Here is an 18,262-nt window from a genome sequence, read left to right on the forward strand (position 1 = left end):
AAATTCCTAACCCATAGTACAAGCCTGCAAAACGCAAGAGGCTGCCACTGTTCCTGACAGCCTCTTTCACAATTGAGTTCCCTCAGGCCTCCCTAAGCAAACGCAAGGCGTTCGCCACGACGATAAGAGTCGCCCCCACGTCCCCTAGGATGGCGGCCCACAGACTGGACAGTCCCAAAGCCGTAAGCACAACCAACGTACCCTTTACAGCAAAGGCAAACGCTATGTTCTGGCGTATGATGCCCAAGGTTCGGCGGGAATGACGAATGAGCCAGGGGAGCCGCGACAAATCATCTTCCATCAACGCTATATCGGCGGTTTCAATTGCAGCATCAGAGCCGATTGCTCCCATGGCCACGCCAAAATTGGCCCGCGCCATGGCCGGTGCATCGTTGACACCATCTCCAATCATCGCCACCACCTTGTGTGAGGTGGCCAGTTCTTCAACGGCATCCACTTTGTCCGCAGGCAACAGTTCCGCCCGCACCTCATCAATGCCGACCGCGTCGGCCACCTTATTCGCTGTGGCGCGGTTGTCGCCGGTCAACATCACAAGCTTTTCGACACCCGCCGCGTGCAGCTCCTTGACCAATGCGGCCGCCGTCGGCCGGATCTGATCGGACAGCGCAATGACACCGCATACGTGGTGATCGGTTCCCACAAGAACAACTGTCTTGCCATCAGCCTCAAACCGGCTGGCAAGCTCATTCGCTTGGCCAATGTCGAACTTCTTTTCCTTGAGAAAACGGCGCGACCCAAGCCAATAGCTTTTTCCGAACCGTTCGCCAGAAAGCCCACGACCCGGCAACAGTTCCACATTGTCCGCTGCGGTGTAGGACACCCCATCAGACGCCGCAGTGTCCGCAATCGCCTGCGCCAACGGGTGAGAACTGCGCGCCTCAAGTGACGCCGCCCGTTGAACCAGTTCTTCCGCGCTATGCCCGTTTAACGGTACGATATCCGTGACGGTTGGGCGCCCTTCCGTGATCGTACCTGTCTTGTCGAACGCAAGTGCCTTCAGCTGGGCAGGCAGTTCCAGATAAACGCCCCCCTTTATGAGAACCCCGTTTCGAGCTGCGGACGTGAGTCCGGCCACAATCGATACCGGTGTGGATATGACCAGGGCACATGGACAGGCAATTACCAGCAGAACAAGAGCACGATAAAACCACTCAGCCCATGAAGCCCCAACAATGATTGGAGGCACAACCGCCATCAAAACCGCGAGGATCATAACAGCGGGAGTATAAATCCTCGCAAACTTCTCAACCCACTGTTCAGCCGCTGCACGCCGTCCCTGGGCTTCGCTGACCATTCGAATGATGCGGGCCAACATGGTGTCATCGGCTGCCTTGGTTGCACGGACTTCAAAGGTACCCTCGCCGTTGATGGTGCCTGCATAGACTTCTGCACCAGCCTCCTTCATGACCGGAACGCTTTCACCCGTAATCGGCGCCTGATCCACACTCCCGACCCCGGTCAAAACAACGCCATCAAGGGGAATGCGGTCGCCCCCGCGGACAACAAAAACCGCACCGGGGGCGACTTCAGAGGCCGATACATCTTGCTCGCGCCCATCTTCATGTTTCAAACGAACACTGTCTGGAGCGATATCCATGAGGGCAGCGACGGCTTTGCGCGCCCGCCCCACGCTCCAGCTTTCCAGATAAAGCGACAACGAAAACAAGAAGGCAACGGTCGCGCCCTCGAACCACTCGCCGATACCAATTGCCCCTGCAACGGCAACCATCATCAACAAGTTCATGTCGGGCCGAAGTGTGCGTAGCGCATACCACGCCTTGGGTGCGACCAGTCGTGCGCCGGCGAAAATCGCCGCAAGATAGACAACTTCAACACCCAATGAAGGAGTGCCTGCAAGCGCTTCCAACACCTCAGGCTGCGCAGAAGAAGCGAAGTACTGGACCGCCTGCACTATCAACGCAATGGCCCAAAGGATGCCAGAGGCAAGCGTAAATCGACCAAGCCGCAGGTGCTGGCGCTCTTTGGCGGCATCAGCTTCGCTGTCCACATAGGGAGCTGCCTTCATGCCCGTGCCGTTTACCGCCTCAATGATGGCTTCATCGCTCACGGACCCGGCGGCCGGTGACACAATCATCTTCGTGTTGAGCACGTCAAAGCTCAAATTATCGGCGGAGCCAACCACCGGACCAACAACGCGGCGCAAAACCCCGATCTCTTCTGCACAACACAGGCCTTCAACGCGAAACGCGCGAGCCCCCTCCCAGTTCTTGACATCCGGCAGCGCCTGCTCGCTTCCACAACACCCGCAGGCACTGTGGGCAGTGTTCGCATCCTGCCCATGGTCGTGGTCATGATCATGCCCGCTGCCACAGCAGGGTGACACCTTCTTCTGATGTTCCTCTGAACTGCAACCACATTCACCAGTTTTATGGGATTGGTCAGGCTCCTGACGACGCACGTCCTCATGTCCGCAACAGGATGCCGAATCATGTTTTTCGGTCATCTCATTCTCCATGCAAATCATCGTTGCATAGAGTCATAGGACCTACAGCGACTGTAGCTTCAACCCCCTACTTGCGAAAAATTCGCAAATAGGTAGTAGCGCGCAACGTCCACACGGGAGGATCAAAGTTTGGAAATGCCGCCCTTGTCCGGGCAGTTTTCCAGCGCCGACAGCACCGTGACGCCACCGTCAATTACCGCGGTTGGCCAAATCTCCGCCAAGGGTACCAGTACGAAAGCCCGCTCTGCCATGCGCGGATGAGGAATACTCAATCCATCATCCTCTACACGCGCCTGTCCGTAAAGCAGCACATCAATGTCGATGGTGCGCGGGCCCCAGCGTTCATGTCGCACACGGCCAAGTTCCAGCTCGATATCAAGGCAAGCCTGCAATAGCCGTTTGGGTGCCAGATGGGTTTTGATGGTCAAGCAGCAATTGCGATAGTCATCCTGTGGTACCGGCCCCCATGGCGGCGTACGATAATCCGAGGACCTTTCAATCACTTCAATGCCATCATGTGCCGCCAATGCTGCAATGGCGGCATCAATGTGCGCTTTGGTATCGCCCATATTGGACCCGAGGCCCAGCGCGGCCAGAACAAGATCACTCTGCATGCAGGCTGCCCAATTTCTTCATTGCCTGAAAAATGCGGGAGGCATCAGCATGTGCCTTCACATCGTGCGCTCGAACGATCTGCGCGCCGCCTTGCATTGCCAATACGTGCACCGCGAGCGACCCGAACAGCCGGTCCTGCGTATCCACATCCAGCACATGCCCCACCATGCGCTTGCGCGACGCTCCAGCCAGAATTGGCAGTTCCCATTTCTTGAGCTGCTGGAGGTTGGAAAGGATTTGATAGTTCTGCTCCAGAGTCTTTCCAAAGCCGAACCCAGGATCCAGTATCAGATGCTGACGAGGCACACCGGCCTTTTCCGCCAAGGCCAAAGAACGCTCGAAGAACCGATCCATATCCGCAAGAATATCCAGGGACGGATCCACTGTTTCGCGGTTGTGCATCATTATAACCGGGACATTAGCCTCGGCCACCGCACCTGCCATGTCCGGATCTCGCTGCAATCCCCAAACATCATTGATGATGTGAGCGCCAGCCTTGACGGCTTCACGCGCCACGGATGCCTTGTAGGTATCAATGGAGATAAAAACATCCAGCGGGGCCAATTTGCGCAGTACGGGTAGTACGCGAGATAACTCGTCCTCAGCAGCTACGGGTTCCGCGCCAGGTCGTGTGCTCTCACCCCCTACATCCAGGATGTCCGCCCCTTGCGCGATCATGTCTTTTGCATGCGCCAAGGCCATGTCCGGCGCATCATACCGGCCACCATCGGAAAAACTGTCGGGCGTCACATTCAGGATGCCCATCACAAGAGGGCGATGCGACGCCTCAAGTAATGAAGATGAGAACGAAACTGGCAAAAAATCCCCCGTGGTCCTAGCAAACAGCAACGTTGACCTCGGGACATGCGCTTTTTTGCGTCGGAAATCAACCCAAAGCAGGGTATGTGCCCGTCTTCGGCACAATAGTCCCCGCTTGTCTTGCGGTCTCAGGGCACATCCAGAACCGGGGTGTCCTTGGGCAAAAGAACCTTTCCGCTCCAGTATATCAAGGCCGTCAAAACGGTCATGCCGGTGATAATCATCGTAACAGCCGTTTGCGCATCGTCAAACACAACCGCCGCCATGGCACTGCCCACAAGGCCAACGCCAATCTGCACGAATCCCATCATGGCTGAGGCCGCGCCCGCGATTTTGGGAAACGGGTGCAAACCGCGCACGGTCATGGAGGGCAACATCAAAGCTGTGCCAAACGCAAACCCGCCGACGGGCACCATGACACTCAAATAGGACGGCGCCACGTAGAGATAACCTGCAAACAACGCCAGACCGCTCATCAGATTGAGCAGAGACCCAAAGCCTGCGATCTTGTCGGACGGAAAGCGCTTCAGTAACAAGCGCGTTGCCAACCCGCCAAGAAAAAAGCATCCGGTTTGCATCAACATGCCGATGCCAAACTGGAGCGGACGCAGCCCCACTTGATCAATCAGCACGAAAGGCAAGATGGTGGCAAGTGTGTAAAATCCGCCAATCGTCAAACCGAGTATTAGTGCCGGAACAAGAAACAAGGGTTGACCCAGCAAGAAGCGATAGGATCGCGCCAATCGTCGGGGATTGATTAGCGCGCTATCCCGATGACGATTGGTTTCCGGTACAAGCAAGACAATCGCCGTCAATACAATGGCCCCATAGGCCACCATGAAACCAAAGATCGACGCCCATCCGGCCAACTCCAGCGCAATACTGCCAATGACCGGGGCAAAGGCCGGTCCGGCTGCCAGCATCATCCCGATCAGGTTCATGATGCCAGCCCCCTTGTCGCCGGTATATTGGTCGCGGATGATTGCACGAGAAATCGCTATGCCGCAGGAAGCACCAATCCCTTGCACGAGACGTCCAACAAGCAAGAACTCGATGGTCGTCGCCGAGAAGGCCATGAAGCTACCAACAAGATAGCCCGCCAGAAACCAGAGCACCACAGGCCGCCGTCCGTAGGCATCAGACAGCGGACCGCACACCAACTGCGCAAAAGTAAAACCGATGAAATAGAACGTCATCGTCAACTTGACGGTAGACATATCGGTGGCGAATACGGTCACCAACGTGGGCATTGCCGGCGTATAAAGCGCTAGCGAGATCGGCCCCAACGCAACCAGCAGAGCGCCGATGGCCGACGCTCGGCGTTCAGTCATCAACGCGGTCTGCATAGGGCTTCACGTCCTCGGGCATTTTGGCAAGTTCGGCGTTCAACCGGTCGCGCATGGCGCTCAGCTTGTCTTGAAGTGCCTCCAACTCGTCGAGAGAAAAATCCGCGCCCGCCGTGTCGCGAACCCGAACGCCGATCTCCTTGAGGCGTTCAATGAGATCGTATCCCGTTTCGGTAATCCGAGTCATCTTGCTGCGGCGGTCCACCGTGTGGCGCACCCGCTCCACAAGGCCTGCACGCTCCAGTGCATCGAGATGGCCAACCATTGTCATGGGCTCCACGCCCATGCCTTCTGCAAGCTGGTTCTGGCGCAATCCGGGATAGTGGTAAATGTAAGCCAGAACTCGGGCCATGCCGAGTGTCACATTCAATCCCGCGTCCTGCAGTTGTTTTTCAAAAACACGCCGATGGGCGCGCGCAAAATCCTGAACAACAAATCCAAAAGCTTCGCGTGTAGTGGTGTCCGTCATTCTGTACCTGTGCCACGAAAGATAAGTAACGCTTACAATCTAGGGCACCGGACAGATTGTCAATCAACCCAGCTACAACTTGATGAGCAGTTTCCTTAAACCCTGCGGAACCGGGAGATTTCTTGGGAGGGTGAATGTCCAAAAAGCCGTTTGAACTCGCGACTGAACTGTGACGCGCTGGCGTAACCCACTCGGTAGGCGGCCTGACTTGCGCTCAATCCTTCACTCAGCATCAACGCACGTGCCTTCTGCAAACGAATGGACTTGATGTACTGTAGCGGCGACTTGGAGGTTATGGCCTTGAAGCCCACGTGGAAAGACGAAGTGCTCATGCATGCAAGCCGTGCCATCTCCTCCACGGTGAGATTGCTGTTGGCATACTCTGTTTTCAAAAGGCGCAAAACCCGGTTGATACCCTGCTGTTTTTCATTGGCCTGAAACAGGCGTTTCAGTTTTGCGCCCTGCTGGGACAGCGCCAGATGATAAAGCACCTCGCGATAATAGGAGGGGGCCAAAAATCTGGCATCGCGTTCCGTGCGCAGGCATTGCATGAGGCGACCCACACTATGGCGCATGGGCTCATCCATATCGTAGGACCGCCCGAGCGCCGCACCATCGGGTGCAAGCGGCAGTTCCTGAGACATTTCCAGAAGCAGTTCGGAGGCAACTCGAGCATCTATGCGGATCATGGCCATGATTGCCGGCTCAGCCTGACTTGCCTGACCAACACGACACTCAATGGTGTCAGACGCACTCAACAGACAACAGGAGAGCGCCGGATATCGATGGATGACGGGACCCATATGTCCCTCGAAACCATCACTCAAAAACACCACCAGGTGCGGTTCCTGCTCTGATAAACTGAAATCTCTCCGACCGGAGTGGCGGAACAAGCGAATCTGAGGAAGGCGCGTACGGTTCTCACCCTCAAGCGGCAGCAATGCCGCAAGCCACTCCGCTGTCCACTCTTGCGAGGAAACCGTCATCATCTCGTCCCACACCAACCCGGTTGCGCTCGTGAAACGCCGCCCAAACCAACCTACTAGCAAAATTTAAGTGGCGGAAATACGAAGGATTGCAATGCGATAAACTACGCAGTCTAATATTCGGGTCACCGGAGGCTTGCGTTGCAAACAACGATCCAAACACCTGCAGCAACCGTAAACCATTCAACTGGTGGCATTGGGGAGGACAGGGTGGATTGGCCAGACAGCGACCAAATGAAAGAAGCCCTTGAGGAGTTGGAGACCAGCTTTCGAGAGCGTGGCTACGCATTTCATCTCCATTGCGATAATCCCGGTCGGATCTGGCGGAACCTTTACGCAGAGGCGGAAGAGGTATTTGTTGCGTTGACCCCGGGGCTAACTCTGGCTATTAATGGCGCGCTCAAGCAAGCACGGCCTCTTGAAGAGGTTTTTCTTGAGCCCGGACACCGGTTCGACATTGTCGGGAACTCTGCTCATGCATGCCGGTGGGTCTATGGCTACGAAATAGCCGGGACCAAATCATCTACACGCGTCTTAAGAAGCAACGGGTTGTTGATGGAAGAGGATTGGCTCTTCGCTCAAACTACTTGAGTGTCCGGGGTTTAAAATTCTGGCAAGGTGACCACAATCGCACTGCCCCAACCAAAGACGGGTACGAAGTGCAGCTTAGGCTGTTTAATTTGTCACAAAAATAGGATAGAAGGACCCGTCTTTCAAAAGAGTTATCGCAGGAAGCAACATGCGGCGTGACCCCACGCGCGCCCTGACACCCTTCTTGTGGCCGTATGGAGCCCTCATGAAACTTCGCAATATTGCGATTATTGCCCACGTCGACCATGGCAAAACTACACTAATTGACGTTCTGCTGAAGCAATCCGGCGTCTTCCGCGAAAACCAGCGCACCGAAGAACGCATGATGGATTCCAACGATATCGAACGTGAGCGCGGCATTACCATCCTCGCGAAAAACACGTCGCTCGTCTGGAACGATACGCGCATCAATATCGTCGACACCCCGGGCCACGCAGACTTTGGTGGCGAGGTGGAGCGCATTCTTCACATGGTCGATGGCGTTGTTCTGCTGGTGGATGCCGCAGAAGGCCCGATGCCGCAAACAAAGTTTGTTCTTGGCAAAGCGCTGAAGCTGGGCTTGAAGCCGATCGTCGCCATCAACAAGATCGACAAGCCCGAACAGCGCGCAGAAGAAGTGCTGGATGAAGTCTTCGACCTGTTCGCCTCTCTTGATGCCAACGACGAACAGCTCGACTTCCCGGTGGTTTATGGTTCTGCCAAGCAGGAATGGATGGCACTGGAGCCGGACGGACCACAGGACAGCATGGCTCCTTTGTTCGACATGATCCTTGAAAAGGTTCCTGAGCCGCAAGCCGAAGAAGGACCATTCCGCCTTCTGGCAACAACCATCGAGTCCGATCCGTTTCTCGGTCGCATTCTGACAGGTCGCGTTGTGTCCGGCACGGTCAAGCCAAACATGAATGTCAAGGCACTCGGCCGCGATGGCAACCTGATCGAAAGCGGACGCATTTCAAAAGTTCTGGCCTTCCGTGGTCTGGAGCGGCAGCCGATTGAACAGGGCGAAGCAGGCGATATTGTTTCCATCTCCGGACTGACCAAGGCGACTGTCGCCGACACCATCATGGACCCGTCCGTGGCCGAACCCATTCAGGCTCAGCCGATCGACCCACCAACCCTGTCCATGACATTCCGTGTCAATGATGGCCCTCTGGCGGGTACCGAAGGCTCCAAAGTTCAGTCCCGCGTTATTCGTGAGCGTCTGATGAAGGAGCAGGAAGGCAATGTGGCCCTTCAGGTGGAAGAAACGGACGATGCGGACGCGTTCATCGTCTCTGGCCGCGGCGAACTCCTGCTGGCCATCCTGATCGAAAACATGCGCCGCGAAGGCTTTGAGCTGTGTGTCGGTCGTCCACGGGTTGTCTATCAACAGGACGATGCCGGCAATCGGCTTGAACCCATTGAAGAAGTCACCATTGACGTGGACGAAGAATACTCCGGCGTCGTTGTCCAAAAGCTCACAGAGCGCAAGGCTGAGCTCATGGAGATGCGTCCATCTGGCGGTGGACGGAGCCGATTGGTATTCCATGCACCGACCCGTGGCCTGATTGGTTACCAGTCGGAACTCATGTCTGACACGCGCGGCTCGGCTATCTTCAACCGCGTCTATTTCGCCTATGAACCGTTCAAGGGACCGATTCAAGGCCGCCATACAGGCGTTCTTCTGTCCAATGGCGACGGCGAAGCTGTAGCTTACGCTCTGTACAATCTGGAAGACCGTGGTCCGATGATGATCGAACCGGGCACCAAGGTGTATCAGGGCATGATCGTTGGCGAACACACGCGCGGTAACGACCTTGAGGTCAACGTGTTGAAGGGCAAGCAGCTCACAAACGTACGTGCTTCCGGCAAGGACGATGCAGTCAAGCTGACAACGCCGATGAAACTCAGCCTTGAAGCAGCTCTCTCCTACATTGCCGAGGATGAGCTGGTGGAAGTCACGCCGGAGTCCATCCGTCTGCGCAAGGCGTTGCTGTGCCCGCACGAGCGCAAGCGCGCCGAACGGGCCGCGAACAAAGGCGCAGCTTGAGCTTAACGGCTATCTGCAAGACGATTTTGGGGAAGGCTTTCGAGCCTTCCCTTTTTTGTGGTCCCATCACCATTCATTGATCCGCGTAGTCTGAAGCAGGAGCCTTGTGCCCAGACGTCGCTGCCCGATCTGTGTCCGCACCGCTGCGAGCTTTCTCAGCCTGTCGGCGGCGCCAGTTTCTCTTGGCTTGGGCAGTTGTCATACGCGACCCGTCCGGAGACCAGCCCGGTGGCCCGAAGGTGTAGCCCACCAATTCTCTCAGGCTCCGTACCGATCGCAGATCTCGTAAAATCGCCAGCCATTCATGAAAAGCGACATAGAAAATGTTGGTGGTGCCCAGATCACGGCCAATTCCATAACGTGGAGGCTCCTCGCGCACTTCTTCCGTGAAGGTGCCGAACATTCGGTCCCAAATGATCAGTGTGCCACCATAGTTGGAATCAAGATACCTCGGGTTGGTGGCGTGATGAACGCGGTGATGACTTGGCGTATTCAGGACGTATTCCAAAGGGCCGATACGGTCAATCAGTTCCGTATGAATCCAGAACTGGTAAACCAGATTGAGCGAGGCTGCGAAGTACACCATCTCCGGCGGGAACCCGATGAACGCCACAGGCATGCCAAACAGAAAGGTCAAGGCAATCGTCCCGGTCCAGGTCTGGCGCAAGGCCGTCGACAAGTTGTAATGCTGTGATGAATGATGATTGACGTGACTGGCCCAGAACCAGCGATACTCATGCCCCAAACGATGTTCCCAGTAATAGGCAAAATCATAGAGCAAATAGCACAGGGCAACGCTCCACCACGTCACAGGCAGATCCTCGATCAGACGATACCCATACGCCCAGGTCAGTGCCGCATAGGATACTGCTGCCCCGACAATCACTTTGACGACAAGGCTTCCAATGCCCATGGACAAGCTGATGACAGTGTCCTTGAGTTCATAGCCGCGCCACCTCCCGCGTAGCGCAAGCACGCCTTCAACAATCATCAGTATGATGAACGCTGGCACCGAATAGGCAATTGGATCAATAAAGCCCATCGCGTTTGTCCCCTCCCCCTACCGCAGCCTGGCCGAGACGGCTGCGAGGCCCGTACCGCCCCCCAGCAGCACGCATTGACCTGAGAGCAACAATAGTAGCCACGCGGCGTAAGTAAAGACCCTTATTTCACTTCGAGAAAACGGTTTTGAGCAGCCGGGGGCGCATCAAGGCACATCAACATTCTCGATGCCCGCAACAAGGCTTGTGTTTGCATGCAAGGTGTTACCATCCATGCCGATTGCCATGGCAAGGGTAATGTTGGTGCGAACCTGAGGATCCTCGGAAAGCCCAAGTACGGCATTTTTGGCTTGTGCCCAACTCGGTGCACCATTCAAGACCAATTGCCCATCTGCCGCCACTGCATATTCCGCTGCCGCAGCTTGAGGATTGTTGTAGTCGCCGGGATTATCGTTGGCATTCAAGGCGTTCTTTATGGCCTGAATTGCGTTTTCTGTTGAATTTCCAGGATTCTGGCCAGTAAAGAAACGAATGTTTCCTTTGTTCGCCTGCGCCAGATAGTTATCCCAAAACCCGGCTAGGCGCTCCTCGCACACACCCGCATCTACCGGATTTCCGTTGTACCCGTCATTCAGGTTGGCTGACAGGACATGCGCCATTGCAACCTGTTGCCCGGCGTCCGTATCGATCAGGACCCAAACCACGGTACAAGAAGCCTGCCCGCCTGTCAGAAACTGGACACTATTGAAGTCGATTTCATTGATAATTCCATAGGAATTTGCCGGAACGACACAGTAAGGCATGGAGATCGGTCCTCTCGCTTGATTGGTTTCCTTTCAAGACTGACGAGCCATCCCCACCTCCGTGAACCGGTCAGCGCCCGCATGGTAAACAAACCCGCAGCATCAATCTCAATACACGTTTATGCACGTTGTTGCATGTTTTTACAAAATCGTGTATAAACAAGCATAAACCAACGTAGTGATGCCAATGTCTGAAATTAAAGTCGATCACGAAGATCTTTCCGCCCTACCGGAACAGCGCCGGCAGAAAATCCTGCTGACGTTGCAAATGGAAGGTCAGGTACTCGCTGCCGATCTTAGCCAGCGTTTTAATGTTTCGGAGGACACGGTCCGCCGCGACTTGCGGGAACTGGCGCGCGCAGGCATGGTCAAGCGCGTTTATGGCGGGGCGGTGCCTTTGGCGCTGGATACAGGCAAACCATATGTCCAGCGCGCCAATAGTCAGGAGCACATCAAACAGGAACTGGCACAGGCCGCCCTGGCATTGATCCGGCCCCGGCAAATTCTGTTTCTTGATGCCAGCACCACGAATCGACAAATCGCACGCGCACTGCCAAACGATGTTCCCCTGACGGTCGTGACCAACTGCCCGCCCATCGCTGTAGACCTGAGCGATCATCCATTAGTCACGATCATCATGCCCGGAGGCAAGCTGAACAAGGCCATGCAGGCCCTCACAGGTCCAGAGTGCGTCGAAAAACTGTCTCAGGTGAATGCAGATCTTTGCTTTTTGGGTGTGTGTGCCATTCATCCGCATTACGGCATTTGCTCGGAAAATGATGAAGAGGTATTCGTCAAACGCGCCATGCTGGAACACGCTGCGGAAGTCGCGATCATTGCTACTGAAGACAAGGTTGGCGCCGTCGAAGGTTTCAAGATTGCCCCGATCGACAAGATCACCCACATGATCACGCCCGACACGGTGCCGAAAGACCTCCTGACCCCTTATGTCGAAAAGGCAATTCGGGTCATTCCGGTTGGAGAAACCAGCGCAAAGACCATGCGGAGGACCTCATGAGAGATCCCTTGGGGCACCGTTCAGAAAACATCGTTTGGGCAAGCTCCAGCACCCGTGTCCACACCGACCGCCAGAGCCACAACCAAACCCGATTTCACACTCGAAGCTTCCCAGAGAAAGAGTAGATCATCCCCGGCTACCCTACCGCTGCTTCAAGTGGCGGACCTCTTCGAGTTTGTGAAAGGCGCCCAGACTTCCCGGTCTGGGCGCATCTGTTTTAGGCATTTGCGAGCTATTCGCCCGGCTCGCCTCGATCATTCTGACGACCGAAGTTCGGCGCCGCAGATTCCTGACCGGCTTCAATAAGCTGCCGACGAATGACACGGGTGCGAGTGAACAGGTCAAACAATCTATCCCCATCCCCCCAACGGATCGCCCGCTGCAGCGCTGAAAGATCCTCGGAGAACCTGGCAAGCATTTCCAGAATCGCTTCCTTGTTGGTCAGACACACGTCCCGCCACATGGTTGGATCCGATGCCGCCAGACGAGTAAAGTCGCGAAACCCAGAGGCCGAGTACTTGATGACCTCCGACTTGGTCACCGTCTCCAGATCATCGGCTGTTCCCACAATGTTGTAGGCGATGATATGCGGCAAATGCGAGACCACAGCCAGTACCAGATCATGATGCTCCGCATCCATGATCTCGACGCTGGATCCGCAGGCCTCCCAAAATGCGGTCAGTTTGGCAAGCGCCTTTTCGTCGGTCCCCAGTTCCGGCGTCAACACGCACCAACGGTTTTCAAAGAGCGATGCAAAACCGGCATCAGGGCCGGAGTACTCCGTACCGGCGATCGGGTGACCCGCGATGAAATGCACATTGTCGGGAATGTACGGCTTCATGGCCTTGATAACGGCTCCTTTGACAGAACCCGCATCCGTGACAATCGCCCCGGGTGCAAGGCCCGGTGCGATTTGTTCAGCCACAGCTTCACATGCCCCAACCGGAACACACACGATCACGAGGTCTGCACCCTCCACGGCCTCCCGCGCGTCGCGATAATATCGGTCACCAAGGCCCAGTTCCTCGGCACGGTCGAGCGTTGCCTGAGAGCGAGTGGAGATGACGATTTCTTCCGCGATGGTCTCGCGGCGCATGACGCGGGCAAGGGAGGAGCCGATCAGACCGATGCCAATCAGCGCCACCCGTCGAAAGGAGGGTTCAGACATTTATGCTTTCTATCAGTTGGTTTTAAGAAATTCCGTCAGAAGTGCCACAACCTGACGATTTGCTTCTTCAGATCCGATGGACATGCGAAGCGCGTTGTCAAAGCCGTAAGCCGAGACCTGACGCAGGATACATCCACGTTCCAGCAGATAGCGGTCGGCATCCGCAGCACGTTTCCCCGTTTCCTGCGGAAAGTGAATGAGAATGAAGTTGCAAACGCTGGGCGTAACCTCAAGGCCGATCTTGGTTAGCTCATCGCTGACCCAAGGCAGCCATGTGGAGTTGTGCTCGATCGCGGAGCGAACAAACGCCTGATCGCGAACCCCTGCAGCACCGGCCGCAATAGCCGCACTGTTCATGTTGAAGGGGCCGCGAATCCGGTTCAACGCATCTATGATATGCTCAGATGCATACCCCCACCCGATGCGCAGCGCAGCTAGCCCGTAAATCTTGGAGAACGTCCGGGTCATGATGACATTCTCGGCCGTTGAAACCAGCTCCAAACCCGCCTCGTAGTCGTTGCGCTGGACATATTCAGCATATGCTGCGTCCAGAACCAGCAAAGTGGTTTTGGGCAGGCCAGCGTGAAGACGGCGCACCTCATCAAACGGCAAGTAGGTGCCGGTCGGATTATTCGGGTTTGCCAAAAAGACCATTTTTGTCTTGTCGGTTACACGCGCCAGAATGGCATCCACATCCGCCGTATTGTTGGTTTCTGGGGCCACGACAGGCGTCGCTCCGGCCGCAAGAATGGCGATCTTGTAAACAAGGAAACCGTGCTGCGAATAAATCGCCTCATCGCCATCTCCAAGGTAGGCATAGGCGGCCAGGCTCAGGATTTCGTCAGATCCGCAGCCACAAATCAGCCGGTCCGGATTAAGGCCATGAACCTCGGCGATCGCCTGCCGCAATTCCATAGCCCCCCCATCCGGGTACAGCTCCAGCTTGTCCAGCGAACGATAGGCCTCAAGCGCGGCGGGGCTTGCGCCCAACGGGGTTTCGTTGGAGGACAGCTTATGCAGCTTTCCATGACCCAGCGCCTTCGACTTACCAGGCACATACGGCGCAATTTCCATAACACCGGGGCGGGGAACAGGGCGTAGAACCGGCTGATCCATAAGACTTAGTCCTCTTCACTCACCCGAACAGACTGACCATCAGCCTCCGGGTCTGCATCAAATTCACCATGAATGTCGATTGGTGCTGCATAACCACCAACCAGCCGAAGCGTATCCGGCACGGCACCGGAGGCCACGAACGCCTCCTGCAGCTCACCTGAGCTTAAATCACCAGATACGGCAAGCAATGCATCAACGCCATCGTAAGTGCGATAAAAACTCAACACTTCAATACCCTGGCTCATCAATGAAGGCGGCGGTGTGCCGGTCCAGCGGGCGTCGAACACCTTAACATCACTTACAAATTCTGCATCATATCCGCCCGCAATCACCAACGCGGGCAAATCTGCCGCCCGTTCCTCCAGAACAAGGAACGGCAAACGAGCGACAATCAAAGGTCCACTGCTGCCATCCTCGCGCAGGCCCAGCCCGCGCCACCATGGCTGCTCCGCGCGTTCCTCAAGGCCGACAATACCCAGATCACCCGCATTGTCATGAACGGCCGATAGCACCGCAGATGGGTCAATCGCCTCTTTCAACGGCACATCAAAGCCAAAATAGAACCGGACGCTTTCCATCAAAGCGGCCGCCGGGCTTGTGTTGTCCATGTGCAGGGTGTAGCCGCCCAGCGCCGCTGCCGACCCGGCAATGATTTCTCGCCACAGGTGTTCAATGGTCAACAACGATAACTTGCCAGAGTGGGCTTCAACTCGCGCCCGCAGCACCTCTGCTTCTCGGGCCGGATGATGGAGTGGTTTACCCTGCACCGCCACACCCTCAAGGATATGCAGCTTTTCCACCAAAGCCGCGCGTTCGAGAAGAAGGTCATGCAGTTGCGTATCAACGGCATCGATGCGCACGCGCACATCTTCAAGTCCTTCGATTTCACGTTTCGGATCGCTTGGAAAAGACATTGAGTTCCATTCAGCTAGTGCCAGCTTTGTGCATAGGCATCAAAAAGGGTTCGCGCTTCATGTTAAAAGAAAACGTTGACAGCTCGAGCTTCGGCCCATAGCAAACTTTTAAAAATCTTGTCAAAGCAAAGATGATCAAAGACCTCATCTGTTTTCCGCAACGGAGCTGATATGACCGACACTGCAGGCGCAGCGCCTCATACATCCGGGGCCACAACCGGCCTTGGCGATGCCGACACCCAGACCCATCAGGACGAAATCAACAATCCGTCCAGCAAGGTCATGCGGTTCGGTATGGATGCGCCACTGCAACTGGATGAAGGCACAGAATTGGCTCCATGGCAAATCGCCTATGAAACCTACGGCGAGTTGAACGCTGACAAGTCCAATGCCATTTTGGTCTGCCATGCGCTCACCGGTGATCAGTATGTCGCCTCTCCAAATCCGATCACTGGCAAACCCGGCTGGTGGAACCTCATGGTCGGCCCCGGGAAGCCCGTTGATACGGACCGCTTTTTCGTCATCTGCGCCAATGTTCTGGGCGGTTGTTTGGGCACAACAGGTCCAGCCAGCACGAATCCGGAAACCGGCAAACCGTATGGGCTGAACATGCCGATTGTGACCATTGGCGATATGGTCCGCTCGCAATTGCGCCTCGTGGAAGCTCTCGGCATAGAAACCCTGTTTGCTGTCGTCGGCGGCTCCATGGGCGGCATGCAGGTGTTGCAATGGGCTGCGGCCTATCCTGACAAGGTGTTCGCCGCCGTGCCCATAGCCACTGCCGCACGCCATTCCTCGCAGAACATCGCATTTCACGAGGTGGGCCGTCAGGCCGTCATGGCCGATCCCAATTGGCACAATGGCGACTATGCCAGCTACAAGCAGCGCCCCACCAAGGGACTGGCCGTTGCCCGCATGGCCGCGCACATCACCTACATGTCGGATTCATCCCTGCATACCAAGTTCGGGCGCAACCTTCAGGATCGATCCAAGGTCACATTCGGATTCGATGCCGACTTCCAGATCGAAAGTTACTTGCGCCACCAGGGCATGACCTTTGTCGATCGGTTCGATGCCAACACCTATTTGTATGTCACCCGTGCCATGGATTACTTCGATCTTGCTGCACAACATGGCGGCAAACTGGCTCATGCCTTCCTGCACACGAAAACCCGATTCTGTGTGGTTTCCTTCACATCCGACTGGCTGTTCCCGACGTCGGAAAGCAAGGCGATCGTCAAGGCGCTTAATGCTGCGGCTGCAAACGTTTCCTTCGTGGAAATTGACAGTGATCGTGGCCACGATGCCTTTTTGCTGGATGAGCCGGAAATGTTCGAGACGATTACGGGCTTCCTGAACAGCGCAGCCTGGGCCCGCGGTCTGACCTGAGCCCGTCAGGTCCACCACCTGCTGCCCCGTTTCGCTTGAAAGGCCTATGAGATGAACAAACACATGAAACAGGACATTCGCGGCGACCACCGCCTGATTTGCGATTTCATTACACCAGGATCACGGGTCCTCGACATCGGCTGCGAGGATGGCACGCTGCTCAACCACCTCATGGGCACCTTGAACGTGGATGGCCGCGGTATTGAACTGTCACAAGCGGGCGTCAACACTTGTGTGGCCCGCGGTCTGTCTGTCGTACAAGGTGACGCCGATCTTGATCTGAGCGCCTACCCGGATGGTGCATTCGACTACGCAATCCTCAGCCAAACGCTGCAGGCGACGAAGGACCCCAAGCACGTTCTGGAAGAGCTGCTGCGAATTGGCAAAAAGGCTGTGGTATCGTTTCCGAACTTCGGGCATTGGCGCAACCGCCTGCAGCTGCTTACCAAAGGCCGCATGCCCGTCACGGACTATCTGCCTTACACGTGGTATGACACGCCGAACATTCACTTCTGCACCATTCGGGACTTCATGGAACTGGCCAAGGAAGTAGACGCGAAAGTCCTCAAGGCAGAAGCCATGAATGCCAGAGGAAAACCCATCACCATCAATGCGCCCTGGTGGGTATGGAATCTGATTGGCGATCAGGCCGTGTTTTTGCTGGAGCGCAACTGAAGTCGCGCTGCCAGCACGACCCGATCAAGAAGATGAGGGATGCGGGCTGCCGTAGATCACGGGTTCACGGCATCCGTCCATGGCTTGCACGCCAGCAGTCTTGCCCTCTGGCAAAAAAACCGGGCGCAGCACGCGAGCAGCCCGATTGCTGCGGTTGGTCAGCCCGCGATAGACTTTCTTCTCCGCTTCCACCACCAGAAGCCCGGCAAAGGCTGGCCACAGCACCTGCCCCACCCGCTCAAAGGAGCGCGCCGACTTCATGATCATGCGCGAGCGTGTTGGCGGAACGTAAAGCGCTTCTTCTTGTGAAACAACGGAGAGCATGTGACTGGTCAGGAAGCTTTCAAGTTGCGGCCGTGAGTACGGCCGTCCGTACCCGAACGGTGAAACTTCAGAGCGACACCATGCCCCGCGTCGATTGGGCACCACCACCAACAGCCGACCGCCGGGTGCCAGCACACGATACGCTTCACCCATCAACCCATCCGGGTCGTGGGCCATGTCCAATGCATGCACCAACATGATCCGATCGATGCTTGAATCCGGCAGAGGCAGGCAATCGTTCTCGGTGAGAAAAGCCGCGTTGGGCCGTTCCGCCTCCCGTGGCCACTTCATGACCCCTTGCGCCGCTGGCATCGCTGCGAAGATACGGTCGGTTTCCCGCAAATACGGTCTTAAAAACGGTGTTGCATATCCCATGCCCAGCAGGCTCTTGCCACGCATGTCCGGCCAGACTTCCCGCACACGCGCGCCGACGAGAACCCGCAGTGTCCGGCCCAGCGGCAAGTCGTAGAACGCGCGAAGATGTCGAACATCAAGATACATGCAGTCGTCCGTG

Annotated in this window: 17 protein-coding genes; 5 read left to right on the forward strand and 12 right to left on the reverse strand. The window is 56.1% G+C overall.

The window, feature by feature from the left end; translation table 11 throughout:
• Nucleotides 1–82: 82 nt before the first annotated feature.
• From G512_RS20440 to G512_RS20455, 6 genes are all read right to left on the reverse strand, one after another.
• Entirely contained in the window at nucleotides 83–2,485 is a 2,403-nt protein-coding gene (locus G512_RS20440) for a heavy metal translocating P-type ATPase (RefSeq protein ID WP_143181352.1), read from the reverse strand.
• 122 nt (nucleotides 2,486–2,607) lie between these two features.
• Entirely contained in the window at nucleotides 2,608–3,099 is a 492-nt protein-coding gene (gene folK, locus G512_RS0108740; protein ID WP_028481397.1) for a 2-amino-4-hydroxy-6-hydroxymethyldihydropteridine diphosphokinase, read from the reverse strand.
• Nucleotides 3,089–3,865, reverse strand: coding sequence for a dihydropteroate synthase (folP, locus tag G512_RS0108745; protein WP_051269144.1), 777 nt, complete (start codon nucleotides 3,863–3,865; stop codon nucleotides 3,089–3,091). Before folP ends, folK begins: the two co-directional genes overlap by 11 nt.
• Before the next feature lie 182 nt (nucleotides 3,866–4,047).
• Nucleotides 4,048–5,265 carry a multidrug effflux MFS transporter gene (locus tag G512_RS20445; protein WP_051269145.1) on the reverse strand — a complete coding sequence of 406 codons (1,218 nt, stop codon included), beginning with the start codon at nucleotides 5,263–5,265 and terminating at the stop codon, nucleotides 4,048–4,050.
• Nucleotides 5,243–5,734 (reverse strand): MarR family winged helix-turn-helix transcriptional regulator, encoded by a 492-nt coding sequence (locus G512_RS22055; protein ID WP_051269146.1) that lies wholly within the window; start codon nucleotides 5,732–5,734, stop codon nucleotides 5,243–5,245. Before G512_RS22055 ends, G512_RS20445 begins: the two co-directional genes overlap by 23 nt.
• 95 nt (nucleotides 5,735–5,829) lie before the next feature.
• Complete coding sequence (locus G512_RS20455) at nucleotides 5,830–6,720, reverse strand: AraC family transcriptional regulator (RefSeq protein ID WP_051269147.1); 891 nt, start codon at nucleotides 6,718–6,720, stop codon at nucleotides 5,830–5,832.
• A 141-nt stretch (nucleotides 6,721–6,861) separates the two neighbouring features.
• On the opposite strand from G512_RS20455, the gene G512_RS0108765 reads away from it, so the two are divergent.
• Both G512_RS0108765 and typA read left to right on the forward strand, forming a co-directional pair.
• Nucleotides 6,862–7,311, forward strand: coding sequence for a hypothetical protein (locus G512_RS0108765; RefSeq protein ID WP_143181353.1), 450 nt, complete (start codon nucleotides 6,862–6,864; stop codon nucleotides 7,309–7,311).
• Between the two features lie 205 nt (nucleotides 7,312–7,516).
• Nucleotides 7,517–9,340 carry a translational GTPase TypA gene (gene typA / locus G512_RS0108770; RefSeq protein WP_028481400.1) on the forward strand — a complete coding sequence of 608 codons (1,824 nt, stop codon included), beginning with the start codon at nucleotides 7,517–7,519 and terminating at the stop codon, nucleotides 9,338–9,340.
• Between the two features lie 73 nt (nucleotides 9,341–9,413).
• Here the strand turns inward: typA and G512_RS0108775 are convergent, their stop codons facing one another.
• Both G512_RS0108775 and G512_RS0108780 read right to left on the reverse strand, forming a co-directional pair.
• A complete protein-coding gene (locus tag G512_RS0108775) occupies nucleotides 9,414–10,382 on the reverse strand; it encodes a sterol desaturase family protein (RefSeq protein WP_028481401.1) in 969 nt (322 codons plus the stop codon).
• Between the two features lie 165 nt (nucleotides 10,383–10,547).
• Nucleotides 10,548–11,144 carry a hypothetical protein gene (locus G512_RS0108780; RefSeq protein ID WP_028481402.1) on the reverse strand — a complete coding sequence of 199 codons (597 nt, stop codon included), beginning with the start codon at nucleotides 11,142–11,144 and terminating at the stop codon, nucleotides 10,548–10,550.
• 187 nt (nucleotides 11,145–11,331) lie between these two features.
• On the opposite strand from G512_RS0108780, the gene G512_RS20460 reads away from it, so the two are divergent.
• The gene (locus G512_RS20460; RefSeq protein ID WP_162143367.1) at nucleotides 11,332–12,162 is read left to right on the forward strand and encodes a DeoR/GlpR family DNA-binding transcription regulator; all 831 of its coding nucleotides are present in this window, start codon (nucleotides 11,332–11,334) and stop codon (nucleotides 12,160–12,162) included.
• A gap of 232 nt (nucleotides 12,163–12,394) precedes the next feature.
• Here G512_RS20460 and G512_RS0108790 read toward each other — a convergent pair whose 3' ends face one another.
• Genes G512_RS0108790 through G512_RS20465 form a run of 3 tightly spaced genes read right to left on the reverse strand, consistent with a single transcriptional unit; the run spans nucleotide 12,395 to nucleotide 15,360 of the window.
• Nucleotides 12,395–13,330: a prephenate/arogenate dehydrogenase family protein gene (locus G512_RS0108790; protein WP_028481403.1), complete on the reverse strand. Its 936-nt coding sequence runs from the start codon at nucleotides 13,328–13,330 to the stop codon at nucleotides 12,395–12,397.
• Nucleotides 13,331–13,342: 12 nt separating this feature from the next.
• Nucleotides 13,343–14,446 carry a histidinol-phosphate transaminase gene (gene hisC / locus G512_RS0108795; RefSeq protein ID WP_028481404.1) on the reverse strand — a complete coding sequence of 368 codons (1,104 nt, stop codon included), beginning with the start codon at nucleotides 14,444–14,446 and terminating at the stop codon, nucleotides 13,343–13,345.
• A 5-nt stretch (nucleotides 14,447–14,451) separates the two neighbouring features.
• Entirely contained in the window at nucleotides 14,452–15,360 is a 909-nt protein-coding gene (locus tag G512_RS20465) for a chorismate mutase (protein WP_051269149.1), read from the reverse strand.
• A gap of 171 nt (nucleotides 15,361–15,531) precedes the next feature.
• Here G512_RS20465 and metX point away from each other — a divergent pair, with 171 nt between their 5' ends.
• Both metX and metW read left to right on the forward strand, forming a co-directional pair.
• The gene (gene metX, locus G512_RS0108805; RefSeq protein WP_028481405.1) at nucleotides 15,532–16,749 is read left to right on the forward strand and encodes a homoserine O-acetyltransferase MetX; all 1,218 of its coding nucleotides are present in this window, start codon (nucleotides 15,532–15,534) and stop codon (nucleotides 16,747–16,749) included.
• Nucleotides 16,750–16,812: 63 nt separating this feature from the next.
• On the forward strand, nucleotides 16,813–17,424 hold the full coding sequence (gene metW, locus G512_RS0108810; RefSeq protein ID WP_228130493.1) for a methionine biosynthesis protein MetW: 612 nt from the start codon (nucleotides 16,813–16,815) through the stop codon (nucleotides 17,422–17,424).
• A 24-nt stretch (nucleotides 17,425–17,448) separates the two neighbouring features.
• On the opposite strand, the gene G512_RS20470 is transcribed toward metW, so the two are convergent.
• A complete protein-coding gene (locus tag G512_RS20470; RefSeq protein WP_051269150.1) occupies nucleotides 17,449–18,249 on the reverse strand; it encodes a methyltransferase domain-containing protein in 801 nt (266 codons plus the stop codon).
• Nucleotides 18,250–18,262: the final 13 nt, after the last annotated feature.

The organism is Pseudovibrio exalbescens DSM 16456 (genome assembly GCF_000422785.1).
GTDB classification, from domain to species: domain Bacteria; phylum Pseudomonadota; class Alphaproteobacteria; order Rhizobiales; family Stappiaceae; genus Pseudovibrio; species Pseudovibrio exalbescens.

Bases quoted from the DNA above. Each gene is read 5' to 3' on its own strand.
- G512_RS20440 (WP_143181352.1), bottom strand. From the start codon at position 2,485: ATGACCGAAAAACATGATTCGGCATCCTGTTGCGGACATGAGGACGTG.
- folK (WP_028481397.1), bottom strand. From the start codon at position 3,099: ATGCAGAGTGATCTTGTTCTGGCCGCGCTGGGCCTCGGGTCCAATATG.
- folP (WP_051269144.1), bottom strand. From the start codon at position 3,865: ATGGGCATCCTGAATGTGACGCCCGACAGTTTTTCCGATGGTGGCCGG.
- G512_RS20445 (WP_051269145.1), bottom strand. From the start codon at position 5,265: ATGCAGACCGCGTTGATGACTGAACGCCGAGCGTCGGCCATCGGCGCT.
- G512_RS22055 (WP_051269146.1), bottom strand. From the start codon at position 5,734: ATGACGGACACCACTACACGCGAAGCTTTTGGATTTGTTGTTCAGGAT.
- G512_RS20455 (WP_051269147.1), bottom strand. From the start codon at position 6,720: ATGACGGTTTCCTCGCAAGAGTGGACAGCGGAGTGGCTTGCGGCATTG.
- typA (WP_028481400.1), top strand. From the start codon at position 7,517: ATGAAACTTCGCAATATTGCGATTATTGCCCACGTCGACCATGGCAAA.
- G512_RS0108775 (WP_028481401.1), bottom strand. From the start codon at position 10,382: ATGGGCTTTATTGATCCAATTGCCTATTCGGTGCCAGCGTTCATCATA.
- G512_RS0108780 (WP_028481402.1), bottom strand. From the start codon at position 11,144: ATGCCTTACTGTGTCGTTCCGGCAAATTCCTATGGAATTATCAATGAA.
- G512_RS20460 (WP_162143367.1), top strand. From the start codon at position 11,332: ATGTCTGAAATTAAAGTCGATCACGAAGATCTTTCCGCCCTACCGGAA.
- G512_RS0108790 (WP_028481403.1), bottom strand. From the start codon at position 13,330: ATGTCTGAACCCTCCTTTCGACGGGTGGCGCTGATTGGCATCGGTCTG.
- hisC (WP_028481404.1), bottom strand. From the start codon at position 14,446: ATGGATCAGCCGGTTCTACGCCCTGTTCCCCGCCCCGGTGTTATGGAA.
- G512_RS20465 (WP_051269149.1), bottom strand. From the start codon at position 15,360: ATGTCTTTTCCAAGCGATCCGAAACGTGAAATCGAAGGACTTGAAGAT.
- metX (WP_028481405.1), top strand. From the start codon at position 15,532: ATGACCGACACTGCAGGCGCAGCGCCTCATACATCCGGGGCCACAACC.
- metW (WP_228130493.1), top strand. From the start codon at position 16,813: ATGAAACAGGACATTCGCGGCGACCACCGCCTGATTTGCGATTTCATT.
- G512_RS20470 (WP_051269150.1), bottom strand. From the start codon at position 18,249: ATGTATCTTGATGTTCGACATCTTCGCGCGTTCTACGACTTGCCGCTG.